Origin of the sequence: Thalassorhabdus alkalitolerans (genome assembly GCF_042656525.1) — a bacterium.
GTDB classification, from domain to species: domain Bacteria; phylum Bacillota; class Bacilli; order Bacillales; family Marinococcaceae; genus Thalassorhabdus; species Thalassorhabdus alkalitolerans.
Genome location: NZ_JBHSOZ010000004.1, coordinates 204,484 through 224,816, shown reverse-complemented (window position 1 = coordinate 224,816; position 20,333 = coordinate 204,484). Strand labels below are relative to the sequence as shown.

Here is a 20,333-nt window from a genome sequence, read left to right as displayed (position 1 = left end):
ATTTACATATGCTACATATTCATTCTCGATTGTCCGCCATCTACATTTAAACTGGCTCCTACCACCCATGACGCTTTGTCACTGGCTAAAAAGACAACCACATTAGCTACTTCCTCCACATTCCCAAAGCGGCCTCCTGGAATTTCATCCTTTATAAACTTGTTGATTTTATCCGGGTTTTCTTCAAGTCTTTTTTGCCAGTTTCCTGTAGGATGCAAAATGGATCCTGGGGCTACACTGTTTACACGTATACCATCTTTAATGGCCTCGTTGGCAAACGATTTTGTAAAAGAGATCATGGCCGCCTTAGCATTGTTATATGTAACCTTACCCCCACTTTCCCGGCCAAAAATGGAAGAAATATTAATAATACTGCCTGAGTAATTTTTTTTCATTTCTGCATGGGCAAGCTTGGATAAATGGACCGCTGAAAAATGGTTCAGCTGCATTGCCTGCTCAAATTCGGCTATTTCAGTTTCAGCAGTGGTTGAACCTTGGGAGCCTCCTGCATTATTAACTAATACGTCTATTCGTTTATGGTCACTAATAAATTCTTGGAATATTCTTCTTCTGTCTTCTTCCTTTGACACATCCCCCTGGTAAATAAACACATTCCCCAGTTCTCTTTTAGCCTGATCTAACGCCTCTATGCCTCTTCCAACAATCCCTACTTCTGCACCTTCTTCAAGAAAAGCTTTGGCAATCCCTTTTCCAATCCCTTTGGAACCGCCGGTTATTAACACTTTATTATTTTCAAGCCCAAGGTTCATGCCTCTTCCTCCTCTATTGTTTTTAGTATTTTTTGATGTGATACAGGAAAAGCCAGCTTCCTTGCTTCCTCCATAGTAACCCACTTGCAGTTACCTTTTATTTCGTCTGCATTTTTTAATGTGCCTTCGTATACTGTAATATCCCAGACGAGGTGGGAAAAGACATGCTGCACGTTTTGAACAGAATCTCCTGCTGCCGCTTCCACGCCATATTCTTCCTTTAAGAAAGTTTCTAAATCAACTTTCTGGCTGGAAGTCGCTTCAGCTTCTGTGTTTGGAAACTCCCATAACCTGGCCAGCAGGCCTTTGCTGCCCCGTTGGTGTATGAGAAATTTCCCCTTTGAGTCTTTAATAATAATAGCTGCCATTTCTTTTAAAGCGGGGGCCTTCTTTTTACCTTTAACGGGAAGTTCCTGCTGCACTCCCTGTTTTCTCGCCTCACATTGACTTTGGACCGGACACAACAAACAACCCGGGGATTTAGGAGTACAGACAAGGGCTCCTAATTCCATCAATGCTTGATTAAATTCCGAAGGGGGAGTGCCTCCCATTAAAGTAGGTATCACTTCCTCAAACTGCTTTCGTGTCTTTCCTTTAGAAATGTCATCTGTCACAAGCAGCACTCGGGAAAGCACTCTCATTACGTTTCCATCAACAGCTGGCTCCGGCTGTTCATAGGCTATGCTGAGTACTGCACCAGCTGTATAGGGTCCTACTCCTTTTAATGAAGAAAAATCTTTTTTGTTATCTGGCACCTTTCCGCCATAGCTTTCTACTACTTCTTTTACTGCAGTATGTAAATTTCTTACACGAGAATAATACCCAAGACCTTCCCATGCTTTCATCACTTTTTCTTCTTCTGCCTTTGCAAAATCCTCCGGCGTAGGAAACCATTCCATAAAGCGCTCATAGTAGGGAATGACCGTTTCTACTCTTGTTTGCTGGAGCATGACCTCTGAAACCCAAACCCGGTAAGGATCCTGGTTTATCCGCCAAGGCAGCTCTCTTTGATTTTCCCTATACCAGGCAAGCAGGTTATCTTGAAATGCATTCTCATCAACGCCCTCATGGTAATAACTCACACCTGCACCTCCTTTCTTCTCATGTCAAACGCTTACTCCTTCAGCTCATCTGTACGTGCTTGAAAGGCCCAGCAATTAAGCTTTTCCAGCCCTCCATCAATGACAGGATCCAACTTTCCAAACAAAGGGTGTTCTTTAGATTTCCGCCATTTTTTTAATGTATGATAATGAGATTTAGTTGGCACTTTAAAAAGCTCTACATATAAATTGGGCTGGTCTTCAGCAGCATACCACTGAAACTTCTCAGCTCCATATTCTGATAGGGAAGCGGCAATATCTTCAATTAAAGCTTCATATTCTTGAACGTGCTCCTCTTTAATCCGATATTCAATAAAAATATGAAGAGTTGCTTCCATATTATTTTCCCCCTTTTTAATCTTTCCTTTATCGGGTATAACTAAAATATACATACAGGACTTTGTCTGTGAAAACAGTCTTTTTCTTATTATATAAGGCTCCCTCTATAACAGGTGAGCTGGATGAAAACATTAGGCAGACCTATCGTTTGAAGGAGGACAAGCAGTATGGATACCGGTACCCACGTAGTAATGGGAGTCGGTCTTGGCGGTTTAGCCACATTGGACCCAAATGTCACACAGGACCCTGTCATGATGCAGGCTGTGATGATAGCTACTATCGTTGGCTCCCAGGCTCCAGACTTTGATACAGTCCTAAAATTTAAAAATAACGCCGTTTATATCCGGAACCACCGGGGACCCACCCATTCCATACCAGCAGTGTTAATGTGGCCTATTTTAATTTCAGCTGTCATATACGGATTTGTACCGGATATTAACTTACTCCACCTTTGGCTGTGGACTTTTTTGGCAGTTTTTCTCCATGTGTTTGTCGATATATTCAACGCTTATGGGACACAGGCGCTTTCCCCTTTTAACAAACGGTGGATCGCCCTGGGGGTTATTAACATATTTGACCCGCTAATTTTCCTAAGCCATATCGCTGCATTCATACTATGGAGATACGGAGCTCACCCAGGCTGGACCTTCTTGATTCTTTATATCCTTCTGATCTTTTACTATGTGTGGAGGATTAGAGCGAGAAACAAAGTGGTAACGCATGCCCGGAGGCTCCATCCTTCAACAACGCACGTTTTTATTTCTCCGACCTTCCAATGGAACAAATGGCACCTGGTTATCCGGACACCAGAAATGCTTCACGTAGCTGAATCCAAAGATCATCAAATTCGTTATTTTGAAAGCTACGAATTTGAACCTATACCTGGCGACGAGATAACTCAGGCTGCCATAAAAGACGATAATTTATCGGCTTTTCTATCCTTTTCTCCTACCTATCGGTGGATCATGAGGAAAACGGAGGACGGATACGAAGTGAAATTCATTGATTTAAGATACCGCACCAAAGGTTATTATCCTTTTGTGGCTGTGGTACGACTGAATCAGGACTTAGAAATTCTCACCTCGTATACTGGCTGGATCTACAGCGATGAAACCTTGGAAAAAAAATTAAAACAAGGAAGGGTTTCCACCTAAAAGTGGGAACCCTTTTAGTGTTTTAGATGATCATCTTCTGTTAAATGATTAAATTTCTGATTTGTCGCTTCGTATTTATGAAGATAGGCTCCGTATTGATCAAGCCATTTCATAACAATCTGCTCCGTCATTTCTTTTCCCTGATATTTCCGACCCGCTCTTGCTCTAGTCGTTTCAAAATCCTCCCACAAGTGTTCCACCCATGTTCTTGCCTGTGCAGAAGAAATGTTCTCATTTTTTTCCAGCAAATAATTCGTTAATCGTTCATATGTCTCATTCATAATCCTTTCCTCCTTTACCACTTTTATCTCAGCATATTGACGCTTCTTTAACACAAAATAGTAAAGAGCTGGACTGACAATTCAGTTTCCGGCCTCGTCTCTTTCATTGTTAATAAAGGGGCGGCTTTGCTTTCCGGAAGGAGTGCTTTTTCATGAGAAATAAAGAAAAAGGTTTCCCGCCGCGGATATCCTTAGACGGAGAACCAAGAGCAAAACCTGAGTATTCTTCCAAGAGAGCTGACGGCACAATCAAAGACCACCCACAAGAAAGAATGTTTAAAAGCAACCAGGATCGGGACCGCTAGAAAGGAGCCAGTGAGAATGAAGCATAAAAACATGCAGACTCATTATCAAAGCCCATTTCAATCTCCACGGTCAAATCCAAAGCACGCTTTTAACCAGGTTAATGGAGAAACTGAACAAAGTCTTCATAACAAAGTATTAGAAATACAGGCTAGGAAGAGAGCTTAACTGCAGAAGAAGAGAAGTGATCCGCTTCTCTTCTTCTTTCCAATCTCGAGGCTATTAGTCAGTTGTTTTTAATAAAGAAATAGGCAGCGCTTCCAACTCATCATTGCCATCTCTGTATCCCCAGGCAAAGACTCCATTCATATAAGAAATGACAAACACACCGCCTTCACCTTTGATATTGTATCTTTCTTCAGGCTTGTAATCCTGTGGGTTTAATAAATAGGCCTCTGCCATAACCTTCTTTCTTTCATACACTGCAAACTCACTGACCATACCCATTTGTTCTGCCTTTTTTGCTTTTTCATTTAAATTTGCAATCTCTTGTCTGATCTCATGTTCGCTCATTTCACTGAATCGTCTTTCCATATTTTTCCCACCCTGTCTGGTAATAGTTAGACTACTATTTCTCTTCTTCCGTATTCTTTATATACTGCTCAATTAAAGAAAGAGAAAATCCCTTTCGATATAAGTTTTCCTTCAGCTTCATCCGGAAAGTACTGCCTTCATACTTTTTATTCAGCTTCCTCCTTGCCTTTTCACCTTGGCTGCATAATGCCAGCCATTCATCTTCCTCATTGTGGCTCAGGTCAGCTTCCTTCAAAGCTGTGTCGATGATAGAAAGAGAGTAGCCTTTGCGGAGAAGTCCTTCTGTCAGTCTTTTTTTCACTAAAGAAGCAGATTCATTTTTCTTTCTTTTTCCCTTCTTTTCAATAATACGTATAGCCTGAGCCAGTTGCTTATCCTCGCTATACTGCTGAAGAGCCAGATCGGCAATAGAAAGATGAACTCCTTTATTTTTTAATTCCTCTTTAATGACTGCCGGGCCTTTGTCGGAGGTGTTCATTTTAGTTCTTACAAAGGCATCAGCAAACTCTTTATCATTAATGTATCCAAACGACCTGATTTTTTCTACAGCATCATGAATCGCATCTTCTGGAAAGTCCTTTTGAAATAAATAGTCTTTAATCTGGTACTCTGTCTTCATTCCATGTGCTAAGTACTGAAGTCCCTTATTTAAAGCGTCCTTTTTAAAATCACTAGCTTTAATTTCTTCTTCCTGCTCCTGAGTAAGAAACATCCCTTTTTTTAGCTGCCATTCTATTAGAACCCCTTCATCTACACTAAAAGCATATTCTTCCCCATTCCCTCGGTCGAGAAAAATGTTATATCTATCTTTTCTTTTTTTCTGTACAGTAATCTTAGTTATTTTCATAGGGTTCACCATAATTTATATTTATTTGCCATTCAAGGCGTGATTATTTCCCTCTCTTACAGGGTAAAGCGGAATAACACTACTTTGGGTTTCGTTTTCATATGTTAGAAACATGAGTAATCATGTAACAAAAACTATAATAAGCTTCCACCCTTCAAAAGCTAGAAAGGAGCGATAGATGTGAATATAGCCATCACTGGCGGTACTGGTTTTTTAGGATCATTATTAACAGAGCATTTATTAAGTAAAGGGCATTATGTATATATTTTAACAAGAAATAGTGAAGGCAGACAGAATAAAGATCGGCTTGAGCATGTTGAATGGCTGACGGAAAATGCTCATCCTGAAAAAGAACTTCAAAATATAGACGCATTTATAAACTTAGCCGGTGCATCGATCAACCAAAGGTGGACGCCCTCTGCAAAAAGAAAGATTCTTCAAAGCAGAATTGAGGCTACTCAGGAAACATACCGTATAATGAAAGCCCTGGATCCAACGCCTTCTGTCTTGATAAATGCATCAGCCGTTGGCTATTATGGCACCTCAAAAACTGAGGTTTTCACAGAAGAGAACGGTCCTGCAGAGCAAAATTTTTTACAGAAAGTATGTGACCGCTGGGAACAAGAAGCAATAAAAGCAGAGGATTTAGGGGTTAGAACCGTCAGGGCTCGATTCGGGATTATTCTATCAACAGAAGAAGGAGCTCTTCCTCGGATGATGCTTCCCTATAAACTTTTTGCCGGTGGTCCCGTTGGTTCAGGGAAACAATGGTTCTCCTGGATACACGTAAAGGATGTTATTAACATGATTGAGTTTGCTCTTGAAAACAATCATGCGTCGGGTCCTATGAACGTGACAGCCCCCCATCCTTATCGCATGAAAGATTTCGGAAAAGAGCTTGGCAAAGTAATGAACCGTCCCCACTGGGCCCCGGCTCCTGCTTTTGCCTTAAAAACTGCATTAGGAGAAATGAGTGTTTTGATTTTAGAAGGGCAAAAGGTACTCCCAAAGCAAGCTGAAGCATGGGGCTATTCCTTTTCGTACCCTGAACTTCGCCCTGCCCTCGAGGATATAGTAGGAAAATAACCTGAATCTCAATACAGTTCCTTTCACTCTCACATTCGAGCCCCCTCCGGTATCAAGAACGGTGGGGGCTCTATTAGATGAATCAATTTTATCATCTTAAAATAGCTTTCCATGCCTGTATAAAAGTAAAGTCATTCTTTGTACAGCAAGCATATAACAGGAAAAACGCATGGTATTTTGCTCTGAGGTGAAATATGTGTCATACACTTTTTGGAAGGTTTGTTTCATTTGTCCGGCCATCTCTGCCAGTATCTCTTCCTTCGTAAACACTTCTGTAATTTGGCTTTGCTTCCATTCAAGGTAGGACACAAGAACCCCGCCCGCATTGGCCAGTATATCCGGGATAATTATGACTCCTTTATCCTGAAGAAAATAATCTGCTTCCGCTGTTACTGGAGCATTCGCCCCTTCGACGAGTACATCTGCTTTCACTTTCTTCATATTTTCCTTTGTAATCTGATTTCCTATCGCCGCAAAAATTAATACATTTGTTTCATAATGTAAAATGTCTTCTGGAGGATGAATAGCGGCTTCAACTTTTAAGTCTTTCAATTCTTTTTCTTTTTGCGGAAGCTCTCTGTGCTTTTTTACATATTCTATGAGCTTATCAATATTCAGGCCGTGTTTGTTTTCCAGCATGACATGCTGATCAGAGACAGCAGTTACAATATGCTTCATGTCTCTTTGATTATATGCTTCTAATGCTGCCACTCCGCCTACATTTCCAAAGCCTTGTACACTTACTTCAATGGGATCCGCATTCTTGTGTTTTTCATATAACTTCTGCAGTGTCTTCCACTGAGCACCTCTTGTTGATACTTCCCCTGTTTCCTTTCGATTGTCTTCGGCCGGATACCATTCATCCAGCAAGTAATAATAGCTCAGAAAAGTCCCCACACCTGTTGACTCTCTCCTGCCTTCTGCTCCCCCGTTTTCCTTGCTTTTTCCAGTGAAAGAACCAAGGTAGGACTTTCCAGGGTTAATCGTTTTGTATTCCCCTACCATCCAATCTATGATACGTGCGTCTGTCCCTAAATCAGGAGCCGGCACATCATGAGTTGGACCCAGATCAGGTGAAAACCTTTGAACATATTTTTTGCTGATTAAATTGAGTTCCCTGTCCGTGAAGTCTTTAGGGTTAATGTGAACTCCGCCCTTTGCCCCTCCAAAAGGGAGCTCGTGAAGCGCATTTTTAATACTCATTAATATTGCCAGATTCTCCACTTCTTCTTCACTAACATCTTCACTAAATCTAATCCCGCCCTTATAGACACCACTGATGTTATTATGCTGAATCCGGTATGCTGGAATTCTTTTAATACCATTTCTTTCAGTGGATACTCGGATATAGCTTTTAATAATCTTATCAGTTGTTTTTAGTATTTCCTCTGACGATTGAAGTATTTTTGTCCGCTCGCTTTGTTCATCAGGCAGGAACGTATTGTCTTTAACCAGCTCCTGAAAAACTTCTGCTATCAATTGTTTTGTATGCTTACTGCCCATAGTAGCCTCCTTTATCATTTTCATAGATTTTTATAGTATCTATTCTGCCTGTTCCCTGCTTCCTTAACGTTTAGGCATACTATTTAGTAAATCCTGCTTTTTCAATGAAAGTAATAACCTTGCTTTCCTACAGCTATGCTATCGTTTCTTATCGTTTAATAAATGAAAAGACTCATTACCTTTTGTTGTTGGGTTTTCATTAATAAGTGATCGCTACCACCTGAAGATGCTGATGCGACATCCATTCATCTTCGCTTTTGTTCGTATTTACGAGGTCTTCTATGTCACTGCCTGTTCTCAGCTTTCTTTAGTGCTTTCCTGCTGTTTTTCCCTTTGCCTCAGGTGATTCTCCAAGCACGTTCAATCAAATGACTTATAAAAAATCAGCATCCCCCTTAGGCAAAAAAAAAGCACCTATAGGCGCCTGGATACTCTTACGGAATATTCCTAAAATTAAATCACCCTTTTTTCTCTTCCAGCCTCTTTTTTTCTTCACCTTACAAAAACCTTGTCACCAAGCAGTTTATCAGACTTTTTAGTCTATTTAGTTTTCACTGTTTTTTTCAAATCCTTTGCATTCGTCACTATTTGGAAGCATTCTGTAAGTGGGGCGTTCGTTAGTGGAGACTATCCTTATTAAGAACTATTAACTGGAATTAATCAGTAAAAAGCACATTTGATCTTTATACAGGCGCACCGTATGATAATCTTATGATCATCTGGTAACAACTTCAGGAGAGCAGAAAGCAGAAATTCATTTAAATTGTGGTTTAAGTTTGGAAATGGGGAGGAATAGGTTATTAAGACCCTTATAAAAAAAAATGAAGGTGATGTAAGCATGAACCCTGACACTACGGCAACAAAGGCGCAATCAGTCGACACTTTAACGTTCGAGAAGCCATCAGTTGAAGATGGAGCAGCTATGTATGAGCTAGTAAAAAACTCAACCTTGGATTTAAATTCATCTTACAAATATATAATGATGTGCGAGTTTTTTGCGGAGACATGTATTGTAGTTAAAGAAGATGAGAAAGTCGTCGGATTTGTCACTGCGTTCATTCCGCCGGAAAAACAGGACACTGTTTTCGTGTGGCAAATTGGAGTGGATCCATCCCAGCGCGGGAAAGGTCTTGCTTCCAGAATATTAAACAACCTGATGGAAAGAGAAGCTTGTAAAGATGTACGTTATTTGGAGGCTACAGTTACCCCTTCAAATGAAGCATCCCAGGCACTATTCCGCAAAATTGCACGTTCACATGATACTGAGTGCACTGTGTCTGAGTGTTTTGCTGAAGATCTCTTCCCTGGTGAAGGGCATGAAGCTGAACTTACTTTCCGAATTGGACCATTTAAAAAATAATAATTTAAAAGCGAAATTATTAATTAAAAATTAAAAAGGATTGTTACTTAAGGAGGAGCTATTTAAAGCATGCAAAACGACTTAAAGGTATTTGACCAACATGAATCAGAAGTTCGGAGTTATGTCCGGGGCTTCCCTACCGTTTTTCATAAAGCAAAAGGCCATAAGATCTGGGATCTCGATGGTAAAGAATATATCGACTTCTTCGCAGGGGCCGGTGCTTTGAATTATGGTCACAATGATGAAAAAATGAAGCAAAAGCTTATTGATTATATAACTGAAGATGGGATTACCCACTCTCTAGATAAAGCAACTAAAGCTAAAGGTGAATTTCTTGAAAAGTTTCATGAAGTTATTCTAAAACCACGAAACCTTGACTACAAAGTGATGTTCCCAGGACCGACTGGAACAAACACAGTAGAAAGTGCCCTGAAACTTGCCCGTAAAGTAACTGGAAGAACAAACGTAGTAAGCTTTACAAATGGCTTTCATGGTATGACAATTGGTGCTCTAGCCGTAACGGGGAACGCATTCAAACGTAAAGGGGCCGGCATGCCACTGACAAATACCGTTACTATGCCTTTTGATAACTTCCTTGACAATACTTCAAGTGACCTTGAATACATTGAGCGTTTCCTTGATAATAACGGAAGCGGAGTCGATACCCCAGCTGCCTTTATTCTTGAAACAGTTCAAGGTGAGGGCGGATTGAATGCTGCCCGTATGGAATGGCTAAAAGGCATTGAAAAAATCTGTCGTGACCGTGGAATCCTGCTTATCGTTGATGACGTTCAAGCTGGCGTTGGTCGTACTGGCACATTCTTTAGCTTTGAGCCGGCTGGTATTAAACCAGATATCGTTTGCCTTTCTAAATCAATTGGCGGATACGGTTCTCCATTAGCACTTACGTTGATCGCTCCTAAGTACGACACCTTTGCTCCTGGGGAACATAATGGTACATTCCGTGGAAATAACCATGCATTTGTCACTGCTACTGAAGCATTAAATTATTGGACAGACGACGCTCTTGAGAAGAGTGTACAAGAAAAATCTAAAAAAATCACTAGTTTTCTTGAAGATTTATTAAAAAAGTTTCCTGAACTTAAAGGAAGCCTGCGAGGCCGCGGCTTCATGCAAGGTATTTCTTCAGAAATCGAAGGTTTAGCTGATGAAATTGCCGGAAAATGTTTCGAAAATGGCTTGATTATGGAAACAGCCGGTCCAGACGATGAAGTATTTAAGCTCTTCCCTCCTATTACTATTGATGACGAGGGGTTAGAGAAAGGACTTTCCATTATTGAGAAATCAGTAACACAGGTTCTTGAAGCAAAAGAACTAGTTACTTCCTAAATAATATTCTTTGGGGTGTCCCAAACTAATGGTGACCGACACCAATTGGGACACCCCTTTTTGTTATAAAATACTACAACATACTGATATGGAGGATTACTACTATGAAAGTTGTGAAACTTGAAGACATCATTGGAACAGAACAAGAGGTTGATAACGGGAACTGGGTTAGCCGCCGTCTTGTTTTAAAGAAAGACAATATGGGTTATTCTGTGCATGATACAATTATTCGTGCTGGTACAGAAACTCATATCCACTATAAAAATCACCTTGAAACTGTATATTGTATTGAAGGAAAAGGTGAAGTGGAAACATTAGCTGATAATAAAATCTGGCCAATAGAAGCAGGCAGTGTATACGTTCTTGACAAGCACGATGAGCACCTTCTTCGTGCCGAGCAGGACATGAGAATGGTTTGCGTGTTTAATCCGCCAATCAGCGGCAGAGAAGTACACGACGAAAATGGTGTATATCCTGCTGATATTGATACTGTAGATTACGCAGATTAATAAACCAAATAAAAAAGCTTCCACATTTATAAAATGTGGAAGCTTTTTTATGCGAAACTCTATACAGTGATCTTCCTATAGAATAATATAGATAATAAAGTTTCAATGATGATATATAAAAAGGAGTACACTTACTATGGAAATTATAGGTGCTTTCAGTGCTGTCTTTCTAGTATTCTTGTTTTTTACTGTCGGCGTTTTTTTACTTAATATTTTAACAAGCGTATGGGCTTATCGTGATGCTGTCCGTAAAGGGAACAGCAAGGAATATGCTTTGCTTGTTCTAATAGGAACGCTTTTCTTCCCTGTCATTGGCCTTCTCGTTTATCTTCTTATACGAAATGCATAATGCCGTCCTACTCAGACCTGAAAATTTCATGTTCCCAGAAATAATCAGCTATGTCCTCGAAATCTTCTACTTCAAATTCTTCCCAGTTCACTGAAGCTGCTGTTTCTTCATCCATTATAATGTGATAGACCTGCTCGAAATCTTCTTCAGCAGCATCTTCTTCTATGGGAAAATACCAATGCATGTTTACTTCTCTGATCTCATCACCTTTTAAAAGTTCATTAAATAATTTAGCTGAATCAGTAAGAATACCTGTTTGGATTAAACTTGTAGTAATATTATCACTTGCATTTAAGCTTGTCTCCAGGATGCCTTCCTCTATAGAGAGCTCCCTTATCACTTCATCATAAAAAGAGCTTCTTTCCCCTGCCACAGTATGGATGACCCATTCAGCCTCTTCCTCTGCTGTCGCAAATGTTGGACGATCCGCTGTTTCTAAATCACTCCCTGCCGGCTCTCCTACTGCTAGAAAAAACAGGAATGAGCAAACAGTAACTATTATGGCTGCTCCTGTAACTTTAGCCTGTTTGTAGCCGTTTTCTTTCTGCTGTCGCCATGTGATCAGGAGTAAAAAAGTCGAAATAACTGACAACACACCAGCTACAAAAAATATGGATAGGGCGATCATAGCCATAACTGTCCGCTCCTCCTTTCTGTATAAGTTTCTCTTCACCATATTACAGTTTACACTATTTCTTTTCTAAACCATAGTGTTTGCTTAGTGACGGCTTTTTTACGTTTTTCAGGCAAATAAAAACCGCTGCAGACAGACAGCGGTTTCTGTGTATTTAAATGGATGCTAATACTTTTTGGGCCGGTACATAATCGTAACCGAGATCTCTTGCTACAGCTTCATAGGTAACCTTCCCCCCCGCAGCGTTTAACCCCTTTTGTAATGACATGTTTTCGCTAAGGGCTGTTTTCACACCCTTATTTGCAATTTGCAGAGCAAATGGAATCGTCACATTTGTTAAAGCAATCGTTGATGTCCGAGGGACTGCGCCTGGCATGTTCGCAACTGCATAGTGAACGACATCATGCTTAATATACGTCGGCTGGTCGTGAGTCGTAATCCTATCTGCCGTAGCAATTATACCACCCTGATCAACCGCTACATCAACTACTACTGAACCCGGTGACATCCCTTCGATCATTTCTTCTGTGACAAGCTTAGGAGCTCTTGCGCCCGGTATAAGAACAGCCCCTATCACAAGGTCTGACTCTTTTACGGCTTCAGATATATTCATCGGGTTTGACATGAGAGTATTAATCTCACTCCCAAAGATATCATCTAACTGTCTTAGCCTGTCTGGGCTTAAATCGATAATAGTGACATCTGCGCCGAGTCCAATAGCTATTTTTGCAGCATTGGTCCCTACTACACCGCCTCCTATAATTGTTACTTTTCCACGCTTAACCCCTGGAACCCCTGAGAGGAGAATTCCTTTCCCTTCCTTCGGTTTTTCAAGGAACTGTGCACCAATCTGAGAAGCCATTCTGCCTGCTACCTCGCTCATTGGTGTCAACAAAGGAAGAGCCCCATTCACTTCTACTGTTTCATAGGCAAGCGCTGTTACACCTTTCTCAGTCAAAGCCTTAGCCAATTCAGGCTCGGCAGCCAAATGAAGATACGTAAATAAAATTAACCCTTCCCGAAAGTATTTATACTCACTTTCCAGTGGCTCCTTTACTTTCATTACCATTTCAGCTGAGTTCCACACTTCTTCCGCACTAGGAAAAATTTCGGCCCCGGCTTCTTTATAGGCTTCATCTTCAAATCCGCTTCCTACGCCAGCATTACTTTCCACAATCACTTCATGTCCTGCTTTTGTTAAGGAAAGGACGCCAGCTGGAGTGATGGCTACACGATTCTCATTATTTTTCACTTCTGTCGGGATTCCAATTTTCATGACTTTTCCCTCCTGCGCTCTTTTATAAGGTATTTTCATTATAAATCACCAATCATAATGAAAGCTTCGTGGAAGAAAAACAAATAACCATTAGTGATTTGTAGAATTTCACAAGTTATGCTTTGGGTCCAGTCTCTCCAGTTTTATTTCCAGATATAAAGAAAGCTTATAATGAGGATTTTTCACATCAATTTGGGCTATCTCACAAATTCGTTTCACCCTATAGTTTAAGGTATTCACGTGCACATGAAGATCCTTGGCTGCTTCATTTATATTTCCATCTCTATTTAAATACGTTTCTAACGTATCGTAGAGTTCAGTATTGTTTTTAGAATCATATTCCCTCAGTTTCCTTAAACCGGGATGCGTATGGTTTTCATCTCTTCTTTGTTCTAAAAGACCATTTAAATACCTAAATACCCCTAAATCATGGTAAAAAACTATATCATTAGTTTCTTCGGGAAATTGCTGTTTTATACTTAATGCGGAAAGAGCTTCCTGATAGGCAAAAGCGGTTTTCGTCAAATCTCCTTCTTGTATGGAACTACAGGCAGCTCTCACGTTCTCTATCCTAAATCGTTCTTTGAGCTGCTTTAAAAATAGTAAGGCAAAGTTATTTATTGAAGAGAGGGAATTGCTTTCCTCAGAAGTCGATGCCAAAAGAAGGAGCAAGCGGTCATCTAGTGTGTGGAGCAGGACCTTTACTTGCTGCTGAGTATTTATTAAATACGTAATTTTTTTATGTATAGAGTCATCCAGCTTTCCTTGGATTTGAAAAGCCATCACCGAAAAACATGGGGGTACACTGGGGGTTATGCTGCTGAGCCTGTCAACTGCTTCATCATGGGAATGAATATTTCCAGTAAGCAGTTCCCAAAAAAGTTCTTGGTAATCCTTTTCCCGTTTAACTTTTTGTCTGCTCACATGAAGGAGGAGTTTCTTAGCTTTTTCAGAAGCCAAAGTAAGCAAGTTACGATCGACCTGATCCCCCTTGTGTGCTGCTTCCACAATCCAAATGTACCCAAGGACCTCAGACCCCTTGCGTATGGCCACAGCTACTCTATCTCCCAATCCAATATCGTCGATTTCAGGTATAATAACCGGCTCGTCCTGCTTATTTAACGCAGGGATGACTCCATCTTTCCAAAGTCTGTTAATCACTTTTTCTGGAACTCTTCTGCCAATGATGGTAGCTACCCGTGCAGCGTCTGTTTTATTGTCATGGGAACTGTACGCAAGCAAACGATGATTTGCATCCTCTATTGTTACCGGACAGTGAATAATCTCACTCAAAAAATCAGCAAACTGTTCTAAGTTATCAAACTTTCTTTGAAAAGGGTTCGCTTTATTTAATGAATTCATCCCTATCGCCCCTTCCTTTTGCATATTTCTGCCAATGTAGCGGCCACCTGCTTTTTAATATATATTTTATCATTATTATTATATTGCCTGTACTTTGACTCCTGCTTATCCCAAATAAAAAAGCAGCAGGATTTATTTATCACCTGCTGCCAAGTTTATTGTCTACTAAAAAATGTAATATAAGGACTGCTCATTTGCTTTAACTCTTCTTTTATCTTCATGTCAAAGGAGATTATTACACAGGTGGCGGGTCCTGCTGACGAAAACTGGTCAAATGGGCTGTCAGAAACTGATAAAGGCTTCAAAGAGTTCATTTGACATAAGGTGTCTAGTTCAAATTTAATTCCCTTGGAACCTACAGGTACTATTTCATAAACCCCTGGGTGGTCGACTAGAGAACGAAAAAGAGAAAGAGGAAGAACTTTATCCTTTTTCGCTAACACACTGTCCCCCCACAGTGGTGTGCCTACGACAGCAAACCCGGCATTTTCGGGAGTTTTTTCTGTCTTCTTTGCTTCAGGTGAAACGGTGCCGATTGCGGTCACGCCAAAGGCAGACTGGACCATATTCATGTTGCTCTCAGTACTTCCTGTTAAGGGAAGGTGAGGATACCCTGTCTCAGTCAAAACTTCTTGTACGCCCTTTACCAGCCTCGGCCATTCCTCTTGTCCGCAAAAATTGTGAAGAGAGATCCCTGTTAGAGAAGCTCCGACACTCAACGCTTCCATGACTGCTACTCTGGCGCTATACTTCCCTACGAGTTCATAAGACGCCTCTACCTCATCAGATGCTTTCTCACCAACTCCTCCGCTGCAATCGGCTGCTATGACCAGTTCTTTGTCCTCGCTTAAAGGGTAATAAGCCACATCTCTCATTTAGAACCCCTCTGCTTTTTCACAAAGCTTGCGACTGCCTCTACCTGGGCTGTTTGAGGAAACATATCAACCGGCTGTACATATTCAATGTCATAGCCATTTCTCAAAAGAAAGGATGAATCCTTTGCCAAAGTAGAAGGGTTGCAGGAAACATATACGAATCTGCGGGGAGAGATTTTCTTTATTGTATGAAGGAGAGCCTGATCACATCCGCTTCTCGGCGGGTCCACTATGATCACATCCGGCCCCCATCCTTCCTTTACCCACCGGGGAAGAACCTCTTCTGCTTTTCCTGTTTCAAAACTTGCATGACTGTATCCATGATCAGCTGCATTTTGGTTTGCATCCTCTACACTTGCCTTGATTGTATCCATACCTCGAACCTCTTGGGCATGATCAGCCATCCAAAGTCCAATCGTTCCTGTCCCGCAATAAGCATCTACTACTTTTTCTTTCCCTGTTAAATGTGCTGCCTTTTTTGCTTCATCATAAAGAACAGCTGCCTGAATAGGATTAAGCTGAAAAAAAGCTTGCGGTGATAAATGAAACGACTTTCCTTTAAGCTCTTCAAGCAGTGTTTCTTTCCCCCATAAGTGGATAGTTTTCTTTCCAAAAACGGCTGAAGAAGAGGTTGGCTGGATATTTTGGTATACAGAATTCACTTCTGGGAGCCTTCTATTTATTTCATTTATTATAATTTTTTCCCTAGGAAGCTCAGGCTTTGCTGTAATAAGCGTTACTTGCACCTCACCGCTTGAAAACCCTGTGCGAACAACGATAGTACGTACCACGCCGGTTTTCTTTTTCTCATTGTAAATTGGCACATTAAAGTCCCTGAAGATACGTGTTATTTCAATACTAACTTTATTTAACACAGGATGCTGCACCATGCATCCCGGCTTTGTTAAATCGATCAAACGATGGGAATCCATAGCATATAGTCCTGCAATAACCTCGCCCTTTTCAGTGCCCAGCTGCCATTGACTTTTATTTCGGTAATGCCAGGGGTCATCCATGCCTAACGTATCTTTCACCTTGATGTCCAGTCCTTTATTATATTTTTCGAATGCTTGAACAACAAGGTCCTTCTTCTCTGTTAACTGCCTTTCATAAGCAAGGTGCTGTATTTGGCATCCCCCACATTTTTCGAAAACAGGACAGGGTGCGTCCGTTCGGTGTGGAGAGGCCTTGCGGATTGAACGGACAACAGCTTCTGCGTGGTTGCGATGAACCTTTTTCACTTCACATACTACCTCTTCACCAGGCAGTGCTCCTTCAACAAATACTACTTGTCTTTTAAAGAATCCGACACCCTCTCCGTTTATCCCTAACCGTTTTATAGTAAGTGGAAAACGCTGGCCTTTTTTAATGCTGATTTGAGAGGCTGATTTTTGTTTATTCATTGATTTTCACTCTACTTTCATTTTCAATGCTTAACCACAGGTATAATGCCGCGTAGCTTTTATATGGAGACCATGCTGCACTCCATTCAATCACTTCTTCTTTGGATGGCTTATTAGGAAGTTCCAGCAATTTTTTTAACGCATTTTGAATTCCGATGTCTGCAGCAGGGAGGAGGTCCGCTCTCCCTAAACCGAAAAGGAGAAAGCACTCAGCTGTCCAGGGCCCTACTCCCCGAATGGCGGTTAATATACTAATGATCTCGTTATCTTCCTTTGCCCGCAAACCTTCTAAGTCAAGCTTTCCATCCGCTATTAATCGTGAGGTATCAATCACATACTCTGCTTTTCTTCTGCTAAACTGAAGGCATGTTAAGTCCTCTGTCTCTAGTTCTGCAATCATCTCCGGAGAAGGATAAAACCAGGCCCCATTTACTTTCTCACCGAACTGGAAAACAAATCGAGATGAAAGCTGATAGGCAAATGTCATATTTAATTGCTGGTGAATAATGGTTTTTATTAAACATCCATATAAATCAAAATCACACACAAGCGGGACACCTTTGAAGCGCTCTACAATGGGATCCAGCATTGTTGATTTCAAAAAAGCTGATATTTCACCAGCATCCCTATGCCATAAAAATATATTGTTAAGATGTGGCAGCGCAACTTCTTTTTCTATCTGGCTCCCTTTAACAGCAACTTTGTCATCGCTGACAAAGTGAACGAGAAGACTCTCTTTAGCGTGACCTTTTTCTATGGGGACCCTTACTGTTCTTTTTTCTTCATCAACTGAATGCACGGGATCTACGTGCAGCCGTTTAAGCATTACAGGTACACTAATAGGAGCAGGAAGCATGATTTCTTCTTTCCACATGGTTTCTCCTCTCTTTCCAGAAAAGGGAATTCTATAACAACTTATCTTACCATGTTTTCTTCCACTTCCTAAACTTTCTAGAACAGTAACGGCTTGTCCTTTGCTAAAATGGATGTGACTAAACAAAAAGCAGCTATGGCTTTTTTTGTTTTATTTATTCAGCTCTGGCAAACTCTTACAATACAGCTGGCCCTTTGAAGGTGAAACGAATGCCGGCTGCATGTGAAGATAAATAAAAAAAATTAACAGAGCTGCCAATTTAAAAGGGGGATCATTGATTTGTCAATTGCCACGGATGTTGCTTCCATACATATTATGGCGGCTGTGTACAAAAAAGACAAACCGGCCGAAATCTTTAAAGAAACCGTTGAACGTCTCGTAGAACATGTGCCTTACATTGACTGGTGCGGGGTTTATGTAGGAGAGAACGAACAATGGCGACTGATGGCCAGTGCTTCAGAGGAAAATAATAACAGCTGGGAGCATAACGGACAGCTCAGCTTTTCGCTTAAAGATCTGAACGGAAAAGAAGTAGGTATACTTGTAGTAAAAAGCAAAGAACCAATCGCCTTTGATGTGACTGACGTTTCTACCCTGGAGACGGTTGCGGACGCTTTAAGCCAGCAAATCACTATGAATTAACAGAAGGAGCTCATTCTGGTTATCCAATAACCAGAGTGAGCTCCTTTTTTCACTTTACATTTCGAAACACATTAATGACAAACAACACGACCCCTATGGCTAATGTAATTCCCCCAATACCTATAATCGGGCCAAATGCTTCATATCCGCGGATGACCATAAATAAAGAACCAAGCATAATAGGGAGGGAAATATTATGCAGCCAGAAATGCCATTTTCCCAGATTACTCTTTTCTGCCCGCGGAAAAAGGTGGTAAATAAGACCGGCAAGCGTCATTGAAGTCCATCCCAGCAGCGCTAAATGGGCATGAACTCCGGTGTACTGAAATTCATAAGTCATTGACATAAATAGACCAAACAATACTGCGGCAAAGAAATAAATAACAGATATTTTAATCAGCTTAACCCCTATAACAACCCACTCCCTTCTCTTCATTGCATATTTATGCTCATTCTCTTTCCTATATGTAGAAATAGTAAAAAAGCTGTCTCAGCAGCCCAAAGGGAGGCAGAAACAGCTTTATCATGGATTAGGGGTGAAACTTCCTCATTGTTTTTTTCATCATTAAATCGTCCAGACTCTTAAATTCATAGCCCTGCTTTCTGCATTCATCAATGACACGTCCTAAGGCTTCCGCATTGTCTTTGGAAACGGAATGAAGCAGCATAATAGACCCTGGGTGGATACGATTCATAATTTGTTCATAGGCATAATCTGCCCCTTTTTGGTTATCTGTTTCCCAATCTTTATAAGCAAGTGACCAGAACACGTTTATATATCCTAAGTCCCTGCTTAACGAAAGGCTCTCTTCACTGAACTTACCTTGCGGGGGACGCAAGTAAGGCATGTATTCCTCACCAGTTATTTCTTTGTATTCTTCTTTTAGTTTCGTCAGCTCTCTCTTTACTCTTTCTTCACTTACTTCCGGCAAACTGGGATGATGGTATGAATGATTGCCAACAATATGCCCTTCTTTAATCATTCTATTAATTAAGTCTGTTTCTGTCGTTAAGTAATGTCCCGTAATAAAAAAGGCTGCAGGCACTTCTTTCTCTTTGAGTACGTCTAACACCTGCTTTGTATACCCATTTTCATACCCGTTATCAAAAGTAAGGTACAAGCTTTTATCCTGAGGACACCCCATAAATACCCCATCGTATTCCTTTAATAATTCTTTATAATGAGGATCAGCATCAGCTGGCTGCTGATCTTTTGCCGGTTTGAAATTCCAGTTTAATACTTCACTGCTGATTTGTTTTGCATCTGTCACTGAGTGTTGAATAAAAAACAATCCTGTTCCTAGCAGCACTACTGCCATAACCCATACTGCCCAATGCCTCATAAGCCCATGGCCCCTTTTTTTACCTTAGTGTGGCTCAGTACGTATAAATTATCCCGCCTCCACAAAAAGGAAATGATTAGGAATTCAGTTTTAGCCGAAACCATGAAAGCAGAGCTTGAGGAGTTTAACGTACAGGTGGCAACAATAAACCCAGGACCTTTTGAAACAGGCTTTAATGACCGCATGTTTGAAGAAAAATGGAAATGGTCTCATCAAAATGAATATTTCACCAGCAGAGATTCTATCGCAGAAACGGAAAAAGTACTTGAAGAGCAGTACGATCCGGAAGATATGATTGCAAAAATGGTTGAAGTCATAGAGGCAGATTCTCACCACTTCCGTACTGCCTTCCCACAAGAAACGGAAAATAATATGAAAAGCTTTGAACAGGAAACGTGGGAAGAAAAAGTATAACAGAAATGAGGGTATCCCAAGTCTG

Annotated in this window: 25 protein-coding genes; 10 read left to right on the top strand and 15 right to left on the bottom strand. The window is 40.8% G+C overall.

The features are described from left to right. Window positions 1-11 precede the first annotated feature (11 nt). From ACFPU1_RS10650 to ACFPU1_RS10640, 3 genes are read right to left on the bottom strand one after another with little or no spacing between them, the layout of a single operon-like run. Window positions 12-770 carry an SDR family NAD(P)-dependent oxidoreductase gene (locus tag ACFPU1_RS10650; RefSeq protein WP_385940895.1) on the bottom strand — a complete coding sequence of 253 codons (759 nt, stop codon included), beginning with the start codon at window positions 768-770 and terminating at the stop codon, window positions 12-14. Next, window positions 767-1,852 carry an A/G-specific adenine glycosylase gene (gene mutY / locus ACFPU1_RS10645; protein WP_385940892.1) on the bottom strand — a complete coding sequence of 362 codons (1,086 nt, stop codon included), beginning with the start codon at window positions 1,850-1,852 and terminating at the stop codon, window positions 767-769. The genes ACFPU1_RS10650 and mutY overlap by 4 nt, the downstream gene beginning before the upstream one ends. A 32-nt stretch (window positions 1,853-1,884) precedes the next feature. After that, complete coding sequence (locus ACFPU1_RS10640) at window positions 1,885-2,208, bottom strand: hypothetical protein (RefSeq protein WP_385940889.1); 324 nt, start codon at window positions 2,206-2,208, stop codon at window positions 1,885-1,887. Between the two features lie 168 nt (window positions 2,209-2,376). On the opposite strand from ACFPU1_RS10640, the gene ACFPU1_RS10635 reads away from it, so the two are divergent. Beyond that, complete coding sequence (locus tag ACFPU1_RS10635) at window positions 2,377-3,363, top strand: metal-dependent hydrolase (protein WP_385940886.1); 987 nt, start codon at window positions 2,377-2,379, stop codon at window positions 3,361-3,363. A 14-nt stretch (window positions 3,364-3,377) separates the two neighbouring features. Here the strand turns inward: ACFPU1_RS10635 and ACFPU1_RS10630 are convergent, their stop codons facing one another. Further along, window positions 3,378-3,644 carry a YfhJ family protein gene (locus tag ACFPU1_RS10630; protein WP_385940883.1) on the bottom strand — a complete coding sequence of 89 codons (267 nt, stop codon included), beginning with the start codon at window positions 3,642-3,644 and terminating at the stop codon, window positions 3,378-3,380. Between the two features lie 152 nt (window positions 3,645-3,796). Between ACFPU1_RS10630 and sspK the strand changes: the two genes are divergently transcribed. Together sspK and ACFPU1_RS10620 are read left to right on the top strand one after the other, a co-directional pair. Continuing rightward, window positions 3,797-3,949 carry a small, acid-soluble spore protein K gene (gene sspK / locus ACFPU1_RS10625; protein ID WP_083465471.1) on the top strand — a complete coding sequence of 51 codons (153 nt, stop codon included), beginning with the start codon at window positions 3,797-3,799 and terminating at the stop codon, window positions 3,947-3,949. 16 nt (window positions 3,950-3,965) lie between these two features. Next, a complete protein-coding gene (locus tag ACFPU1_RS10620) occupies window positions 3,966-4,115 on the top strand; it encodes a YpzG family protein (RefSeq protein WP_083465470.1) in 150 nt (49 codons plus the stop codon). Window positions 4,116-4,169: 54 nt separating this feature from the next. Here the strand turns inward: ACFPU1_RS10620 and ACFPU1_RS10615 are convergent, their stop codons facing one another. Both ACFPU1_RS10615 and recX read right to left on the bottom strand, forming a co-directional pair. Beyond that, window positions 4,170-4,481 (bottom strand): YfhH family protein, encoded by a 312-nt coding sequence (locus ACFPU1_RS10615; RefSeq protein WP_054636779.1) that lies wholly within the window; start codon window positions 4,479-4,481, stop codon window positions 4,170-4,172. Window positions 4,482-4,515: 34 nt separating this feature from the next. Further along, complete coding sequence (recX, locus tag ACFPU1_RS10610) at window positions 4,516-5,328, bottom strand: recombination regulator RecX (protein ID WP_385940877.1); 813 nt, start codon at window positions 5,326-5,328, stop codon at window positions 4,516-4,518. Between the two features lie 180 nt (window positions 5,329-5,508). On the opposite strand from recX, the gene ACFPU1_RS10605 reads away from it, so the two are divergent. Beyond that, complete coding sequence (locus ACFPU1_RS10605) at window positions 5,509-6,414, top strand: TIGR01777 family oxidoreductase (RefSeq protein ID WP_054636777.1); 906 nt, start codon at window positions 5,509-5,511, stop codon at window positions 6,412-6,414. Window positions 6,415-6,510: 96 nt separating this feature from the next. On the opposite strand, the gene ACFPU1_RS10600 is transcribed toward ACFPU1_RS10605, so the two are convergent. After that, on the bottom strand, window positions 6,511-7,917 hold the full coding sequence (locus ACFPU1_RS10600; RefSeq protein WP_385940874.1) for a Glu/Leu/Phe/Val family dehydrogenase: 1,407 nt from the start codon (window positions 7,915-7,917) through the stop codon (window positions 6,511-6,513). 838 nt (window positions 7,918-8,755) lie between these two features. Between ACFPU1_RS10600 and ectA the strand changes: the two genes are divergently transcribed. The 4 genes from ectA (at window position 8,756) to ACFPU1_RS10580 (ending at window position 11,485) form a co-directional block, all read left to right on the top strand. After that, a complete protein-coding gene (gene ectA / locus ACFPU1_RS10595; protein WP_385940871.1) occupies window positions 8,756-9,277 on the top strand; it encodes a diaminobutyrate acetyltransferase in 522 nt (173 codons plus the stop codon). A gap of 69 nt (window positions 9,278-9,346) precedes the next feature. After that, window positions 9,347-10,627 carry a diaminobutyrate--2-oxoglutarate transaminase gene (gene ectB / locus ACFPU1_RS10590; RefSeq protein WP_054636775.1) on the top strand — a complete coding sequence of 427 codons (1,281 nt, stop codon included), beginning with the start codon at window positions 9,347-9,349 and terminating at the stop codon, window positions 10,625-10,627. Window positions 10,628-10,731: 104 nt separating this feature from the next. Beyond that, the gene (locus tag ACFPU1_RS10585; protein ID WP_054636774.1) at window positions 10,732-11,136 is read left to right on the top strand and encodes an ectoine synthase; all 405 of its coding nucleotides are present in this window, start codon (window positions 10,732-10,734) and stop codon (window positions 11,134-11,136) included. Between the two features lie 136 nt (window positions 11,137-11,272). Further along, a complete protein-coding gene (locus ACFPU1_RS10580) occupies window positions 11,273-11,485 on the top strand; it encodes a PLDc N-terminal domain-containing protein (RefSeq protein WP_054636773.1) in 213 nt (70 codons plus the stop codon). 7 nt (window positions 11,486-11,492) lie between these two features. Here ACFPU1_RS10580 and ACFPU1_RS10575 read toward each other — a convergent pair whose 3' ends face one another. The 6 genes from ACFPU1_RS10575 to ACFPU1_RS10550 all read right to left on the bottom strand — a co-directional run bounded on the left by ACFPU1_RS10575 (window position 11,493) and on the right by ACFPU1_RS10550 (window position 17,909). After that, the gene (locus ACFPU1_RS10575) at window positions 11,493-12,119 is read right to left on the bottom strand and encodes a hypothetical protein (protein ID WP_385940867.1); all 627 of its coding nucleotides are present in this window, start codon (window positions 12,117-12,119) and stop codon (window positions 11,493-11,495) included. A 154-nt stretch (window positions 12,120-12,273) separates the two neighbouring features. After that, on the bottom strand, window positions 12,274-13,395 hold the full coding sequence (ald, locus tag ACFPU1_RS10570) for an alanine dehydrogenase (protein WP_385940864.1): 1,122 nt from the start codon (window positions 13,393-13,395) through the stop codon (window positions 12,274-12,276). Between the two features lie 108 nt (window positions 13,396-13,503). Next, complete coding sequence (locus tag ACFPU1_RS10565) at window positions 13,504-14,757, bottom strand: PucR family transcriptional regulator (RefSeq protein WP_385940861.1); 1,254 nt, start codon at window positions 14,755-14,757, stop codon at window positions 13,504-13,506. Between the two features lie 155 nt (window positions 14,758-14,912). Then, the gene (locus tag ACFPU1_RS10560) at window positions 14,913-15,632 is read right to left on the bottom strand and encodes an ATPase (protein ID WP_385940859.1); all 720 of its coding nucleotides are present in this window, start codon (window positions 15,630-15,632) and stop codon (window positions 14,913-14,915) included. Beyond that, window positions 15,629-17,035 carry a 23S rRNA (uracil(1939)-C(5))-methyltransferase RlmD gene (gene rlmD, locus ACFPU1_RS10555; RefSeq protein ID WP_385940856.1) on the bottom strand — a complete coding sequence of 469 codons (1,407 nt, stop codon included), beginning with the start codon at window positions 17,033-17,035 and terminating at the stop codon, window positions 15,629-15,631. The genes ACFPU1_RS10560 and rlmD overlap by 4 nt, the downstream gene beginning before the upstream one ends. Beyond that, entirely contained in the window at window positions 17,028-17,909 is an 882-nt protein-coding gene (locus ACFPU1_RS10550) for a DNA-3-methyladenine glycosylase family protein (RefSeq protein ID WP_385940853.1), read from the bottom strand. Before ACFPU1_RS10550 ends, rlmD begins: the two co-directional genes overlap by 8 nt. A gap of 279 nt (window positions 17,910-18,188) precedes the next feature. On the opposite strand from ACFPU1_RS10550, the gene ACFPU1_RS10545 reads away from it, so the two are divergent. Next, on the top strand, window positions 18,189-18,551 hold the full coding sequence (locus ACFPU1_RS10545; protein WP_054636768.1) for a GAF domain-containing protein: 363 nt from the start codon (window positions 18,189-18,191) through the stop codon (window positions 18,549-18,551). A 49-nt stretch (window positions 18,552-18,600) separates the two neighbouring features. Here the strand turns inward: ACFPU1_RS10545 and ACFPU1_RS10540 are convergent, their stop codons facing one another. Further along, complete coding sequence (locus ACFPU1_RS10540) at window positions 18,601-18,987, bottom strand: cbb3-type cytochrome c oxidase subunit I (RefSeq protein ID WP_232725387.1); 387 nt, start codon at window positions 18,985-18,987, stop codon at window positions 18,601-18,603. A 94-nt stretch (window positions 18,988-19,081) separates the two neighbouring features. After that, a complete protein-coding gene (pdaA, locus tag ACFPU1_RS10535) occupies window positions 19,082-19,894 on the bottom strand; it encodes a delta-lactam-biosynthetic de-N-acetylase (protein ID WP_385940848.1) in 813 nt (270 codons plus the stop codon). Window positions 19,895-20,029: 135 nt separating this feature from the next. On the opposite strand from pdaA, the gene ACFPU1_RS10530 reads away from it, so the two are divergent. Beyond that, entirely contained in the window at window positions 20,030-20,308 is a 279-nt protein-coding gene (locus tag ACFPU1_RS10530; protein WP_385940845.1) for a hypothetical protein, read from the top strand. Window positions 20,309-20,333: the final 25 nt, after the last annotated feature.

Bases quoted from the DNA above. Each gene is read 5' to 3' on its own strand.
- ACFPU1_RS10635 (WP_385940886.1), top strand. From the start codon at position 2,377: ATGGATACCGGTACCCACGTAGTAATGGGAGTCGGTCTTGGCGGTTTA.
- ectB (WP_054636775.1), top strand. From the start codon at position 9,347: ATGCAAAACGACTTAAAGGTATTTGACCAACATGAATCAGAAGTTCGG.
- ACFPU1_RS10600 (WP_385940874.1), bottom strand. From the start codon at position 7,917: ATGGGCAGTAAGCATACAAAACAATTGATAGCAGAAGTTTTTCAGGAG.
- ACFPU1_RS10650 (WP_385940895.1), bottom strand. From the start codon at position 770: ATGAACCTTGGGCTTGAAAATAATAAAGTGTTAATAACCGGCGGTTCC.
- ACFPU1_RS10580 (WP_054636773.1), top strand. From the start codon at position 11,273: ATGGAAATTATAGGTGCTTTCAGTGCTGTCTTTCTAGTATTCTTGTTT.
- recX (WP_385940877.1), bottom strand. From the start codon at position 5,328: ATGAAAATAACTAAGATTACTGTACAGAAAAAAAGAAAAGATAGATAT.
- ACFPU1_RS10565 (WP_385940861.1), bottom strand. From the start codon at position 14,757: ATGAATTCATTAAATAAAGCGAACCCTTTTCAAAGAAAGTTTGATAAC.
- ACFPU1_RS10640 (WP_385940889.1), bottom strand. From the start codon at position 2,208: ATGGAAGCAACTCTTCATATTTTTATTGAATATCGGATTAAAGAGGAG.
- ACFPU1_RS10620 (WP_083465470.1), top strand. From the start codon at position 3,966: ATGAAGCATAAAAACATGCAGACTCATTATCAAAGCCCATTTCAATCT.
- ACFPU1_RS10550 (WP_385940853.1), bottom strand. From the start codon at position 17,909: ATGTGGAAAGAAGAAATCATGCTTCCTGCTCCTATTAGTGTACCTGTA.
- ACFPU1_RS10615 (WP_054636779.1), bottom strand. From the start codon at position 4,481: ATGGAAAGACGATTCAGTGAAATGAGCGAACATGAGATCAGACAAGAG.
- ectA (WP_385940871.1), top strand. From the start codon at position 8,756: ATGAACCCTGACACTACGGCAACAAAGGCGCAATCAGTCGACACTTTA.
- ACFPU1_RS10575 (WP_385940867.1), bottom strand. From the start codon at position 12,119: ATGGCTATGATCGCCCTATCCATATTTTTTGTAGCTGGTGTGTTGTCA.
- ald (WP_385940864.1), bottom strand. From the start codon at position 13,395: ATGAAAATTGGAATCCCGACAGAAGTGAAAAATAATGAGAATCGTGTA.
- ACFPU1_RS10630 (WP_385940883.1), bottom strand. From the start codon at position 3,644: ATGAATGAGACATATGAACGATTAACGAATTATTTGCTGGAAAAAAAT.
- ACFPU1_RS10560 (WP_385940859.1), bottom strand. From the start codon at position 15,632: ATGAGAGATGTGGCTTATTACCCTTTAAGCGAGGACAAAGAACTGGTC.
- pdaA (WP_385940848.1), bottom strand. From the start codon at position 19,894: ATGAGGCATTGGGCAGTATGGGTTATGGCAGTAGTGCTGCTAGGAACA.
- sspK (WP_083465471.1), top strand. From the start codon at position 3,797: ATGAGAAATAAAGAAAAAGGTTTCCCGCCGCGGATATCCTTAGACGGA.
- rlmD (WP_385940856.1), bottom strand. From the start codon at position 17,035: ATGAATAAACAAAAATCAGCCTCTCAAATCAGCATTAAAAAAGGCCAG.
- ACFPU1_RS10540 (WP_232725387.1), bottom strand. From the start codon at position 18,987: ATGAAGAGAAGGGAGTGGGTTGTTATAGGGGTTAAGCTGATTAAAATA.
- ACFPU1_RS10585 (WP_054636774.1), top strand. From the start codon at position 10,732: ATGAAAGTTGTGAAACTTGAAGACATCATTGGAACAGAACAAGAGGTT.